The sequence below is a fragment of the Streptomyces sp. NPDC058289 genome (genome assembly GCF_042880975.1).
GTDB lineage: Bacteria > Actinomycetota > Actinomycetes > Streptomycetales > Streptomycetaceae > Streptomyces > Streptomyces stoeckheimensis.
In genome coordinates, this window is the sequence record NZ_JBHVYI010000035.1 from 1 (window position 1) to 12,248 (window position 12,248).

The window sequence follows — 12,248 nt, forward strand, 5'->3', positions numbered from 1 at the left end:
GGGGTGGGGTTGGCGAGGGTGATGCGGGCGCCGATGACCTGGGCCTGGCCCAGGGCGATGGTCAGGCCCAGGCCCGTGCCCTGGCCGCGCTCGGTCGCGCCCGTCAGGAACCGCTGCGGGCCGTCCCGCAGCAGCGTCTCCGGGAAGCCCGGGCCCCGGTCCCGTACGGTCACCGTGTTCCCGTCCACCGTCACGGTGATCGGGTCCCCACCGTGCTTGCGGGCGTTGACCAGCAGGTTCGTCAGGATCCGCTCCAGCCTCCGCACGTCCGTGCGGACGCGGGCCGTGCCGTCGGCGGCGCCCAGGGCCTGCGCCTCCACCCCCGAACGCCGGGTGACGGCCTCCACCAGCGGCCCCAGGAGGTGGACGTCCAGCTGGGCCACCTCACGCTCCCCGTCCAGCCGGGCCACCTCCAGGAGGTCCTCCGTCAGACTGCACAGGGCCGCGACCCGGTCCCGCACCAGCTCCGTCGGCCGCCCCGGAGGGAGCAGTTCGGCGGCGGTGTGCAGACCGGTCAGCGGGGTCCGCAGCTCGTGCGCCACGTCCGCCGTGAACCGCTGCTCCGCGACCAGCCGCCGCTGCAGGCTCGCCGCCATCGTGTCGACCGCCGCGGACAGTTCGGCCACCTCGTTCCGCGTCCCCGGCACGCCCGACGGGCCTATCCGTGCGTCCAGTTCGCCCGTGCTGATCCGCCGGGCCGTCTCGGCCGCGGACCGCAGGTCCTTGCTCAGCCGGCTGGCCAGCGCCGCCCCGCAGATCGCCGCGAGGGTGACGACGACCACCCCGAAGGCCATCAACTTCTGGTCGAGTTCCCACAGTTCCGACTGCTCCTCCGTCAGCTGCTGCCGTACGGAGAGCACTTGGTTGCCTCCGACCGGCCGGGCCGCCCACACCGCCGGGTGGGGGCCGTGCAGGTCGAGGTAGGTGGTGCGCTTCCCGGCCAGGACGGCCTGCCGCAGGGGTTCCGGCAGGCTCGGGCAGTCGAGGCGCGCGTCGGCCGATCCGACCTTGTCGAAGTCGAGCTGGCCCGTGAGCTCGTACACCTGGCGCACCCGGACGAGCTGCGCGAGGGCGCTTTGGCGCGCCGCGTCGGCCACCTGGTTCGCGCGGGCCTCGTGGATCAGGACGCCGATGGTGAGCGCGACGAGGGAGCAGCCGACGGCGAGCAGGACGGCGATCTTCCAGCGCAGGCCGAGGGAGTGCAGGCGGCGGCGGCAGTGGAGCAGGAAGCGCTTCACCGGCCGCCCCGGTTCGTGGGCGTGGGTATCGGTGCGGGTGTTTCGGAGCCGGACGGTAGCGGGGCCGGGCACGTGCCGGAGCCCGGTGCGGAGATGGCGTTGCCGAACTTGTGCTCGTCGCTGAGCACGCTCAGCCGCTGGCCGTCCCAGTGGTAGCGGATGTCGTGCGCGGATCCGTCGTCGTCGGTGGTGCGGACCAGCAGGTCGGTGCCGACGGTCTCGACGTGCATCCGCCGGCCGCTGGTGAACAGGATCGGAACGATCTTCCCGCCTGCCGCGGTGTAGACGCTCAGCACCGAACGCCCGGTCTCGGTGTCGGCGGCGACGATCAACTCGGGCTTTCCGTCGCCCGTCAGGTCCGCGAACCGGGCCGGCCGGACCCCGGCCTTGCCCGGACCCTCGATCTTCTTCCCGTCGCCGAAACGCTTCATCGCCTTGTCCGCGCGGACCACGGCCATCACGTCGACCTTCTCGATCCCCTCCGCCCCCACCGCAGGGGCGCCGGCGAGCGGCTGCGGCGGCGGCACTCGGCCGGCCACCGCCGTACCGCCGGAGCTGGGGGACTCGGTCCACGAGGGCCAGAGCGGCTTCGGCCGGGGCTGGGAGATCACGGGCTGCGCGACCTCGCCGGGCCCGAGGCCCCCGGGTGCGCCGCAGCCGCCGAGGCCGATGCAGAGCAGGGCGGCCGCGGCGAGGCTGCGGAGGGTCGGTCGAGTCATGGAAGGCGGAACCGTCGGGTGGTGGGGGAGGGCGGGGTGCGGGGAGGCAGACTGACGGTAGGCGGCGTCGGTCACGGGGACCGGGCGGTCGTGTAACAGCGGTGCGTAGGCGGTCTCCCGCGGTCGAAGTCGGGACTTCGGGCCCGGCCCGCGGGTCGGTGGGAGACCGGTCAGCAGCTCAGTCTGAATCGAGGGAGGCCCGCATGACATCGGCCGATCGGCCGGAAGGCCGGGGCGAAGGAACGATTCCACAGGTGGAGGAGCTCCTGGAACTCCCGGAACTCCCGAAGCTCCCGGAACTCCCGTTCTTCGTCTACGGGACCTTGCGCCCCGGAGAGGTCAACCACGACCTGTTCCTGCGCGGCCGCACGGCCGCCGAGGAGCCCGCCCGCCTCCCGGACGCGGCCCTGTACGAGGGCCCCGGATACCCGTACGCCGTGGACCGCCCCGGCTCCGCGATAGCCGGAGAGCTGATCACCCCGGCCCCCGGGGCCTACGGGGAACTCCTCGTGGCGCTCGACCTGCTGGAGGAGTACGCGGGCCCCGGACACCCCGCCAACATCTACGACCGCACCGCCCGCGAGGCCCTGCGCCCCGACGGCACCCCGGTCCGCGCGTGGGTCTACCTGGCGGCCCCGCCCCTGGCCCACCACCTCGCCCGCTCCGGCACCCCCATCCCGGGCGGCGACTGGCTGCGACGCTAGGGCGTGCTCCTCGGGCCTGAAGGTGCCTTCCGGACCTACAGGCCTTCCGCGCCGCGGTTGCGCAGGCGCCGGCCGTACTGCTGGAGCACCCACAGCTCTTCCTGGACCGCCGCGAGCTGCTCCGGCGCGTCCTGGTGGCCGAGGCGGGCCAGGGTGCCCTGGATCTCGTGCACCCGGCGGTCGACCGCGCGGAGCCTGACCTGGACCAGCTGGACCCCGGCGTAGACCTCGTCCACGGTCTTCGCGTGGATGGCCTCGACGACGAGCTCGGTGACCAGCGCGCGGACGGTGTCGTTCGGCGCGGCGTCCCGGACCCGGGTCAGGTAGTCCTCGGTGCCGAGCGAAGCGCCGCCGGCGTCCAGGATGGCCTGGCGGACGGCCGCGTAGGGCGGGGCGGTGAACTCGTCCATCCCGTACGCGTCGAAGGCGGGGGAGACCAGGGCGGGGCGCTGGAGCGCCAGCTTGAGCAGCTCGCGCTCGGTGATGTGGGCGGGGCTGCGCAGGTTCAGCGCGGGGCCCGTGGGGGTGGCGGACGGCGCCGGGATGTCCTCGTACGAGTGGCTGGAGTGGCTGGAGGGACCGGAGCTGCCGGCCTGGCCCCGACGCCCCTGCTGCGGCTGGTTGCCGCGCTCCCGGGCCCAGCGGTCGAGCTGGGCGATCCGCTTGACCACGAACTGCTCGTCGCGCATGCCGAGCATGCCCGCCAGCTGGACCGCCGATTCGTGCTGGATGGCCACGTTCTTGATCTTCTTGATGATCGGGGCGGCTTCCTCCAGCGCGGCCGCCCGCCCCGCCGGGTTCTCCAGGTTGTGCCGGGCCACGATGTGCTTCAGCGCGAACTCGAACAGCGGGGTGCGGGCCTCGACCAGCCCCGATACGGCCGCGTCGCCCTTGGCCAGGCGCAGGTCGCAGGGGTCCATGCCGCCCGGGGCGATGGTGATGGAGGTCTCCGCGGCGAACTTCTGGTCGTCCTCGAAGGCGCGCAGCGCGGCCTTCTGTCCGGCCGCGTCCCCGTCGAAGGTGAAGATCACCTCGGCGGTTGCGTTGTCCATGAGCAGCCGGCGCAGGATCTTGATGTGGTCGCCGCCGAAGGCGGTGCCGCAGGTGGCGATCGCGGTGGTGACCCCGGCCATGTGGCAGGCCATGACGTCGGTGTAGCCCTCGACCACGACGGCCCTGGAGGTCTTGGCGATCTCCTTCTTGGCCAGGTCGATGCCGTACAGCACCTGGGACTTCTTGTAGATCGCCGTCTCGGGGGTGTTCAGGTACTTGGGCCCGTTGTCGTCGTCGCGCAGCTTGCGCGCGCCGAAGCCGACGACCTCGCCGCTGATGTCGCGGATGGGCCACATCAGCCGGCCGCGGAAGCGGTCGATGGGCTTTCCGCTGCGGCTGTCCTGGGCCAGGCCCGAGGTGATCAGTTCCTTGTCGCTGAAGCCCTTGCCGCGCAGGAAACGCGTCAGGTGGTCCCAGCCGGCCGGGCTGTAGCCCACGCTGAAGTGCTGGGCGGCGGCCTGGTCGAAGCCGCGTTCGGCCAGGAACTTGCGGCCGATCTCCGCTTCGGCGCTGCCGAGCTGGTCCATGTAGAAGTCGGCCGCGGCCTTGTGCGCCTCGACCAGCCGGATGCGCTCGCCGCGCCCACTGGTGCCGGCGGTGTAGCCGCCCTCTTCGTACCGCAGGGTGATGCCGGCCAGGCCGGCGAGCCGTTCCACCGCCTCCGAGAAGGAGAGGTGGTCGATCTTCATGACGAAGTCGAGGGTGTCCCCGCCCGCCTGGCAGCCGAAGCAGTGGTAGAAGCCCTTGCTGGGGCTGACCTGGAAGGACGGGGACTTCTCGTCATGGAAGGGGCAGAGGCCCTTGAGGTTGCCGCCGCCCGCGTTGCGCAGCTGGAGGTACTCCGAGACCACGGCGTCGATCGGGACCGCGTCCCGTACCGCCTTCACGTCGTCGTCGTTGATCCGTCCTGCCACGCGTGAAGTCTACGGCCGGGCGGAGACAATCCCGTCAGGCACCCTCCGCCGGCACCAGGGCCGAAAGCGGAATCGATGGATCCGCCAGCTTCTCGCGGTCCACGGGCGCCTTAGACCTGATCAGGGCCTGGATGTCCTCGGTGACGTCCCACACGTTCACGTTCATCCCGGCCAGCACCCGGCCGTCCGAGAGCCAGAAGGCGATGAACTCCCGCTTGCCCGCGTCCCCGCGGATCAGCACCTGGTCGTAGCCGCCCGCCGGGGCGTACCCCGAGTACTCCAGCCCCACGTCGTACTGGTCGGAGAAGAAGTACGGAACCCGGTCGTACGAGACCTCCTGCCCCAGCATCGCCCGGGCGGCGGCCGGACCCCCGTTGAGCGCGTTCGCCCAGTGCTCCACCCGCAGCCGGGTCCCCAGCACCGGATGGTGCGCGGCCGCCACGTCCCCGACCGCGAAGACGTCCGGGTCGGACGTGCGCAGCGAGGCGTCCACGGCGATGCCGCCCCCGTGCTCCCGGTCCACCAGGGCCAGGCCCGAGGTCTCCGCCAGCGCGGTCCGCGGGGCGGCCCCGATCGCCGCGAGGACCGCGTGCGCCGGGTGCTCCTCCCCGTCGTCCGTACGGGCCGCCAGCACCATGCCGTCGTGCCCGACGATCTCCGTCAGATGGGACCCGAAGTGGAAGCGGACCCCGTGCTCGGTGTGCAGGTCGGCGAAGAGCCGGCCGACCTCCGGACCGAGCACCGCGTGCAGCGGGGTCGGCGCCGGCTCGATGACGGTGACCTCGGCCCCGTACCCGCGGGCGGCCGCCGCGACCTCCAGGCCGATCCAGCCGGCGCCCGCGATCAACAGGTGCCCGTTGTCCCGGCCCAGGCCCGCCAGGGCCTTGCGCAGCCGCTCCGCGTGCGAGAGCCGGCGCAGGTGGTGCACCCCGACCAGCTCGGTGCCCGGGATGTCGAGCCGACGCGGTTCGGCGCCGGTGGCGAGCAGCAGCTTGTCGTAGGGCAGCGCCGTCCCGTCGCCCAGGACCACCTTCTTGGCGTCCCGGTCGAGGTGGACCGCGGGCTGGCCGAGGTGCAGCTCGATGTCGCAGGCCGCGTACCAGGACGGCTCGTGCACGAAGACGCTCTCGCGTTCCTCCTTGCCCGCCAGGTAGCCCTTGGAGAGCGGGGGCCGCTCGTAGGGATGCTCGCGCTCGTCGCCGATGAGGATCACCCGCCCCGTGAACCCTTCGGACCTCAGCGTTTCGGCCGCCTTAGCCCCGGCGAGCCCTGCGCCGACGATGACGAACGTCCGGTGTGCGTCGACCACCTGATGCCTCCTCATAACCTCTGCGCCACATGCGACCACATGCGAGCGTCCCGCACCGAGCCTGCCGCGTGAAGGGGGAGTGGCCCGATCGGCTCACCCTTCGGCGCGTCGCGCGCGCTGGATGAGGCGGGCGTGCAGGGAGCGCGCGGAGGCGTCCGTGAGGGCCGCGATCTGGTCCACGACCGCCCGCTTCCTGGCCCGGTCGTCCGGGGCCTCGTCGAAGATCGCACGGAACTGCGGGTCCAGACCCTCGGGCGCGCGGGCGCTGACGGCCTCCGCCAGTTCGGCCAGGACGATGCGCTGATCGGCGCGGATCCGCTCCTGCTCGTCGCGCTGCATGACGTACAGGTCGGCCACCGCCTTCAGCACCGCGCACTCGTTGCGGGCTTCGCGCGGCACCACCAGCTCCGCCGCGTACCGGGTCAGCCGGCCGGTCCCGTACGCCTGCCGGGTGGCGCCCTCGGCGGCCAGGCAGAAACGGCCGATCAGCTGGCTGGTCGCGTCCTTCAGCCGGGCCTGGGCCACGGCCGAACCGTCGTACCCGTGCGGCCACCACTCCTGCTCCATCAAACGGTCCAGGGCCTCCCGCAGCTCCTCCGGCTCGGTGTCGGCGGGCACGTACCGGCCGATGGCCACCCGCCAGATCTCGGTGCGCTCGGGCTCGGCGAAGAGCAGGTTCGGGTCGAGGTGGCCGGCGTGCAGGCCGTCCTCGAAATCGTGGACGGAGTACGCCACGTCGTCCGACCAGTCCATGACCTGCGCCTCGAAGCACTTGCGGTCCGCGGGCGCGCCGCGGCGCAGCCACTCGAAGACCGGCAGGTCGTCCTCGTAGGCCCCGAACTTCACCGAGCCCGGGTCGGTGGGGTGGTCCCCGCGCGCCCAGGGGTACTTGGTGGCGGCGTCCAGGCAGGCCCGGGTGAGGTTGAGCCCGACGCTGACCAGGGTGCCGGTCTGCGGATCGGGGACGAACCGCTTGGGCTCCAGCCGGGTCAGCAGGCGCAGCGACTGGGCGTTGCCCTCGAAACCGCCGCAGTCCTTGGCGAACTCGTTGAGCGCTTCCTCGCCGTTGTGGCCGAAGGGCGGATGCCCCATGTCGTGCGACAGGCAGGCGGCTTCGACCAGATCGGGATCGCAGCCGAGCGCGGCGCCGAGCTCGCGGCCGACCTGGGCGCATTCGAGGGAGTGCGTCAGCCGCGTACGAGGACTGGCGTCCCAGTCGTACGAACGCGTCCCCGGGGTCACCACCTGCGTCTTCCCTGCGAGCCGGCGCAGGGCGGCGGAGTGCAGCACGCGGGCACGGTCTCGCTGGAAGGCGGTCCGCCCGGGCCGTTTGTCGGGCTCGGTGGCCCAGCGCTCGGTATCGGCGGGATCGTACGGCTCGCCGGGCAGGTCGAGGCCGGGTCGGACAGGTGCGGTGGTGCCTTCCATGCCTTCCATGGCCCAAACGGTAACCGGAGGAGCCGACAAGACGAGTCAAGAGGAGCAATCCGAGCGATTGCGAACCAACCAGACCGTTACGCGGTGGCCAGTTCGAGCGGCTGCTCCCGTCCTACGGGTCCTGCGAGCGCGGCGGCGGCTTCGTCGTAGCGCTGGAGCACCAGCCGGGCCAGCGCCGGATGCGCGCCCAGCGGGGCGGCGGCCGGGCCCGACGCGGCGGCGGCGCTCGCTGCGGCGAAGCGGCCGGGTGCGGTGAAGTAGGAGGCGACCGCGACCCGGTGGAGGCCCCGCGCGGCCAGGGCCCGTACGGCGGCGGGCACTCCGGGCGCGGTGCCCGAGGCGTAGGCGGCCACCACGGGGACCCCGCCGAGCCGTTCCGAGAGCAGGTCGGCGGTGGCCCGCACATCGGTCGCGGAGTCGGGGTCGCGGGACCCGGCGGCGGCCAGCACCACCGCCGACCCGGCGCTCCAGCCGGCCTCCACGAGCCGCTCGTACAGGGCCTCGACGAGCAGCGGATGCGGTCCGAGCGGGGCGGCGACACGGGTCCGCAGGTGCCCGGCGCGGGCGGCGGCGGCCGGCAGGTCCCGCTTGACGTGGGTCCCGCGGCCGAGCAGCAGCGGGACCAGTACGGCGGCTCCGGCGGCCCGTTCGAGGGTGTGCTCCAGCAGCGGGTGGTTCAGCTCGATGTGACCGAGCCGGACGTCGAGGCGGGGACGGAGCTCACGGACCCGTTCGAGCAGGGCTTCGACGGTGTGGAGGGCGCGCGGATCGCGGCTGCCGTGGGCCACGGCGACGAGTGCGGGCTGCTGCATGGGAGGACTCCTGCGTGGTGTCGGGGGCGCAGACCGCTGAGCTGCGTACCGAGCTGGGCGGTGATCCGGGTCAGCAGCTCCGCCGTGGTCGCGGGCGGAAGCGGTGGGAGGGGCGGGAGCAGGGGGAGGGGCAGGGACTCGGGAGGGTGCGCCGGCTCCGTCATGAACCGATCCTGCGCGCGGCAGGTTGCCGATGCGTTGCGCGGGCGTGACGGGTGTTTTCCACCTGCTCACACGGGGGTGGACGGCGGGGGTGGGATCGGGCCGTGCTTCCCCGTGCCGCGAACCGGCCGGGAAACCGCCGGGACCGTACACGCGTCCGTAGACGACGTAGACGACAGGACCGAGAGCAGCAGAACCGGCAGCATCACAACGGGCAGCATCAGAGCCGACAGCATCAGAACCGACAGCAAGACCGACAGCAAGACCAACAGGGGGATCGCATTGAGGCGCGCAGTGGTACGAGGCCTGCCGGGGGCGGCGTGGGAGCGGCTGAAGGCCGTACGGGTCGAGGTGCCCCGCACCGTGCGGTCGCGGCGGCGGGCCGTGCAGGTGGTGATGGCGGGCTGCGTGCTGGCCCTGCTGCCCTCGGCGTGGACGCACGCGTCCGCCGGGCCCCGGCTGCGGACCACCGCCGACGCGCCCGCCGCCGAGGTGGCCGTGGTCTTCGGCGCCGGGCTGTGGAACGGCCGGCCCACCCCGTACCTCGCGCGCCGCCTCGACGCCGCCGTCGAGCTCTACCGTGCGGGGAAGGTCAAGGTCGTCCTGGTCACCGGCGACAACAGCCGGACCGATTACGACGAGCCCGACGCGATGCGCGCGTACCTGACGGGTCACGGGGTGCCGGACGCCCGCGTCGTCAGCGACTACGCAGGCTTCGACTCGTGGGACTCCTGCGTCCGGGCCCGGGAGGTCTTCGGCGTGCACCGGGCGGTGCTGATCAGCCAGGGCTTCCACATCCGCCGGGCGGTCGCGCTGTGCCGGGCCGCGGGCGTGGACTCCTACGGGGTCGGGGTGTCCGACGTGCACGACGCGACCTGGTACTACGGCGGGGCCCGCGAGGTCTTCGCGGCGGGCAAGGCGGCGCTGGACGCGGTGTTCGAGCCGGAGCCGCGGTTCCTGGGGCCGAAGGAGGAGGGGGTGTCGCGGGCGCTGGCCTCTCTGGCAGACTGACGCCGCGATCGGCGTATGCCGATTAGTCATATAGCTCTTAGGTCTATGTGGCCCGTAGAGCCGTCCGTCGTGTGCGTCGTGTGCGTCAGGGGTGTGGAACCGTGGCTGTTGTGGATCTGAGCGGCAAGGTCGTCGTCATCACCGGTGGGGCCCGCGGCCTCGGCGCGGCGGCCGCGCAGGCAGTCGTCGACGGCGGCGGCAAGGTGCTGATCACCGACGTCCTGGAGGCCGAGGGCGCCGAGACGGCGGCCAAGCTGGGCGACGCGGCGCGCTTCCTGCGCCACGACGTGACCAGCGAATCCGACTGGGACGCGGCCCTGGCCTTCGCCCTCGCCGAGTTCGGCCGCATCGACGGGCTGGTCAACAACGCGGGCATAGCCGCCGGCCGGTTCCTGGAGCACGAGAGCGTCGAGCACTTCCGCAAGGTCGTCGAGATCAACCTGGTCGGCGTCTTCATCGGCATCAAGGCCGCGATCCCGCTGATGCGCGAGAACGGCGGCGGCTCCATCGTCAACATCTCCTCCGCCGCCGGCCTCACCGGCCTTGCCCTGACCGCCGGCTACGGAGCCTCCAAGTGGGGCGTGCGCGGACTGTCGAAGATCGGCGCGGTCGAGCTCGCGGAATCCCGGATCCGCGTGAACTCCGTACACCCCGGCATGACGCTCACCCCGATGACGGCCCCGGTCGGCATCCAGGCGGGCGAGGGCAACTACCCCGGCGCCCCCCTCGGCCGCGTCGGCCTCCCCGAGGAGATCGCCGCCGCCGTCGCCTTCCTCCTCTCGGACGCCGCGAGCTACATGACGGGCGCCGAGCTCGCGGTCGACGGCGGCTGGACGGCCGGCCTCACGGTGAAGTACCTGACCGGCCAGTGACCCCGGCCCCGGAGCCCGGATCGTGTACGCCGGGATCCCCGGCCCCTCCCGTGCGCCGGGCCACCTCACCGGAGGGGGCCGCGCGCGCTGAGGTGGAGCACGCCGAGTTGTAACGCGGGGCGGCGGCCCGCGTAACACCGCCGACGCACGCTGGGCTCATGCACACCTCGGACTCCCTCACCGCCACGCACTGCCCGTACTGCGCGCTGCAGTGCGGCATGAACCTGCGCACCGAGCCCGGCGGCGCGGGCGTGACGGTGGAGGAGCGGGCCGACTTCCCCGTGAACCGGGGCGCACTGTGCGGCAAGGGCCGCACCGCCCCCGCCGTGCTCTCCTCCCAGGTGCGCCTCACCGAGCCGCTCGTCCGCACCCACGCCGGGCGGCTGGAGCCGGCCACCTGGGAGGAGGCCCTCGACGCCGTCGCCGAGGGACTCGCCCGCACGCGGCGGTCGTACGGGGCCGACGCGGTCGGGGTGTTCGGCGGCGGCGGGCTGACCAACGAGAAGGCGTACGCCCTCGGGAAGTTCGCCCGCATCGCCCTGCGGACCTCGCAGATCGACTACAACGGCCGGTTCTGCATGTCCTCGGCCGCCGCCGCGCACCAGCGGGCCTTCGGGCTCGACCGGGGGCTGCCCTTCCCGCTGGAGGACATCCCCCGGACCGGCTGCGTCATCCTCGTCGGCTCCAACCCCGCCGACACCATGCCCCCCGCCCTCCGCTTCTTCCGGGAACTCCGTGAGAACGGCGGCACGTTGATCGTGGTGGACCCGCGCCGCACGCGCACCGCCGAACAGGCCGACCTGCACCTGGCCCCGCGCCCCGGCACGGACCTGGCGCTGGCGCTCGGCCTGCTGCACCTCGTCGTCGCGGGTGGCCACACCGACGAGGAGTTCATCGCCGAGCGCACCAGCGGCTGGGAAGAGGCTCGCGCGGGTGCGATGGCGCACTGGCCGGAGCTGGTGGAGCGGATCACCGGCGTGCCGGTGCCGAAGCTCCGCGAGGCGGTGGCGATGTTCTGTGCGCCCGAAACCGCGATGGTGCTCACCGCACGCGGGCCCGAGCAGCAGTCCAAGGGCGTCGACACCGTCGGAGCCTGGATCAACCTCTGCCTCGCCACCGGCCGGGCCGGCCGCCCGCTCTCCGGCTACGGCTGCCTCACCGGCCAGGGCAACGGCCAGGGCGGCCGCGAGCACGGCCAGAAGGCCGACCAGCTCCCCGGCTACCGCAAACTGACCGACCCGGCGGCCCGGGCCCACGTCGCCGGGGTCTGGGGGATCGACCCCGACGACCTTCCCGGGCCCGGCCGCAGCGCGTACGAACTCCTCGACGCGCTGGGCTCGGACGTCAAGGCGCTCCTCCTCATGGGCTCCAATCCGGTGGTCTCCGCCCCCCGCGCCGGCCACGTCGAGGAACGCATCCGCTCCCTGGACTTCCTGGCCGTCGCCGACGTGGTCCTGTCCGAGACGGCGGCGCTGGCCGACGTGGTCCTCCCGGTCACCCAGTGGGCGGAGGAGACCGGCACCACCACCAACCTGGAGGGCCGCGTCCTGCTCCGTCGCCGGGCCCTGACTCCGCCGCCGGGGGTCCGCTCCGACCTCGAGGTCCTGCACGGCCTGGCCACGAGGCTGGGCATGCCGAAGGCCTTCCCGACCGACCCCGAGGAGGTCTTCGAGGAGCTGCGCCGCGCCTCGGCGGGCGGCCCGGCGGACTATTCGGGCATCACGTACGCCCGCATCGAAGCGGAGCAGGGCGTCTTCTGGCCCTGCCCTTCGGCTCCGCGGACGGGGGAGGCGGCCTCGGGAGAGCCCGGCCCCGGGGCCGCACCGGGGGAGCCCGTCCCCGGGACGCCCGTCTCCGGGACGCCCGTCTCCGGGGAGCCCGCCTCCGGGGAGCCCGCCTCCGGGGAGCCCGCCTCCGGGGAGCCCACCCCCGCGACGCCCCACCCCGGTACCCCCCGGCTCTTCCTGGACCGCTTCGCCACCGAGGACGGCCGGGCCCGCTTCGTGCCCGTCACCCA

General features: G+C 73.3%; 8 protein-coding genes and 3 pseudogenes. 5 read left to right on the forward strand and 6 right to left on the reverse strand.

Going from position 1 to position 12,248, the window contains the following annotated elements:
- Both ACFVX6_RS19520 and ACFVX6_RS19525 read right to left on the reverse strand, forming a co-directional pair.
- Positions 1-1,238: ATP-binding protein (locus ACFVX6_RS19520; RefSeq protein ID WP_389693011.1), on the reverse strand; the 1,238-nt coding region annotated here is incomplete at its 3' end.
- A complete protein-coding gene (locus ACFVX6_RS19525; RefSeq protein ID WP_389693013.1) occupies positions 1,235-1,957 on the reverse strand; it encodes a hypothetical protein in 723 nt (240 codons plus the stop codon). The genes ACFVX6_RS19520 and ACFVX6_RS19525, both read right to left, overlap by 4 nt.
- 203 nt (positions 1,958-2,160) lie before the next feature.
- Between ACFVX6_RS19525 and ACFVX6_RS19530 the strand changes: the two genes are divergently transcribed.
- Positions 2,161-2,661, forward strand: a complete 501-nt coding sequence (locus ACFVX6_RS19530; protein WP_389693015.1) for a gamma-glutamylcyclotransferase family protein — start codon at positions 2,161-2,163, stop codon at positions 2,659-2,661.
- Positions 2,662-2,696: 35 nt separating this feature from the next.
- Here ACFVX6_RS19530 and dnaG read toward each other — a convergent pair whose 3' ends face one another.
- From dnaG to ACFVX6_RS19550, 4 genes and pseudogenes are all read right to left on the reverse strand, one after another.
- Positions 2,697-4,628 carry a DNA primase gene (dnaG, locus tag ACFVX6_RS19535; protein WP_389693017.1) on the reverse strand — a complete coding sequence of 644 codons (1,932 nt, stop codon included), beginning with the start codon at positions 4,626-4,628 and terminating at the stop codon, positions 2,697-2,699.
- Between the two features lie 34 nt (positions 4,629-4,662).
- Positions 4,663-5,937: an NAD(P)/FAD-dependent oxidoreductase gene (locus ACFVX6_RS19540; protein ID WP_389693019.1), complete on the reverse strand. Its 1,275-nt coding sequence runs from the start codon at positions 5,935-5,937 to the stop codon at positions 4,663-4,665.
- 93 nt (positions 5,938-6,030) lie between these two features.
- On the reverse strand, positions 6,031-7,374 hold the full coding sequence (locus ACFVX6_RS19545; protein ID WP_389693021.1) for a deoxyguanosinetriphosphate triphosphohydrolase: 1,344 nt from the start codon (positions 7,372-7,374) through the stop codon (positions 6,031-6,033).
- A gap of 77 nt (positions 7,375-7,451) precedes the next feature.
- A pseudogene (locus ACFVX6_RS19550) lies at positions 7,452-8,350 on the reverse strand (sirohydrochlorin chelatase).
- 394 nt (positions 8,351-8,744) lie between these two features.
- On the opposite strand from ACFVX6_RS19550, the gene ACFVX6_RS19555 reads away from it, so the two are divergent.
- The 4 genes and pseudogenes from ACFVX6_RS19555 to ACFVX6_RS19570 all read left to right on the forward strand — a co-directional run.
- The gene (locus ACFVX6_RS19555) at positions 8,745-9,359 is read left to right on the forward strand and encodes a vancomycin high temperature exclusion protein (protein ID WP_250752247.1); all 615 of its coding nucleotides are present in this window, start codon (positions 8,745-8,747) and stop codon (positions 9,357-9,359) included.
- Positions 9,360-9,460: 101 nt separating this feature from the next.
- Positions 9,461-10,231, forward strand: a complete 771-nt coding sequence (locus tag ACFVX6_RS19560; RefSeq protein WP_389693023.1) for a glucose 1-dehydrogenase — start codon at positions 9,461-9,463, stop codon at positions 10,229-10,231.
- Between the two features lie 218 nt (positions 10,232-10,449).
- A pseudogene (locus tag ACFVX6_RS19565) lies at positions 10,450-11,793 on the forward strand (molybdopterin oxidoreductase family protein); the annotation flags it as partial.
- A pseudogene (locus tag ACFVX6_RS19570) lies at positions 11,733-12,119 on the forward strand (hypothetical protein); the annotation flags it as partial. The pseudogenes ACFVX6_RS19565 and ACFVX6_RS19570, both read left to right, overlap by 61 nt.
- Between the last annotated feature and the right edge of the window lie 129 nt (positions 12,120-12,248).

Coding starts and splice junctions, on each gene's coding strand:
- ACFVX6_RS19555 (WP_250752247.1), top strand. CDS start 8,745: ATGGCGGGCTGCGTGCTGGCCCTGCTGCCCTCGGCGTGGACGCACGCG.
- ACFVX6_RS19530 (WP_389693015.1), top strand. CDS start 2,161: ATGACATCGGCCGATCGGCCGGAAGGCCGGGGCGAAGGAACGATTCCA.
- ACFVX6_RS19545 (WP_389693021.1), bottom strand. CDS start 7,374: ATGGAAGGCATGGAAGGCACCACCGCACCTGTCCGACCCGGCCTCGAC.
- ACFVX6_RS19525 (WP_389693013.1), bottom strand. CDS start 1,957: ATGACTCGACCGACCCTCCGCAGCCTCGCCGCGGCCGCCCTGCTCTGC.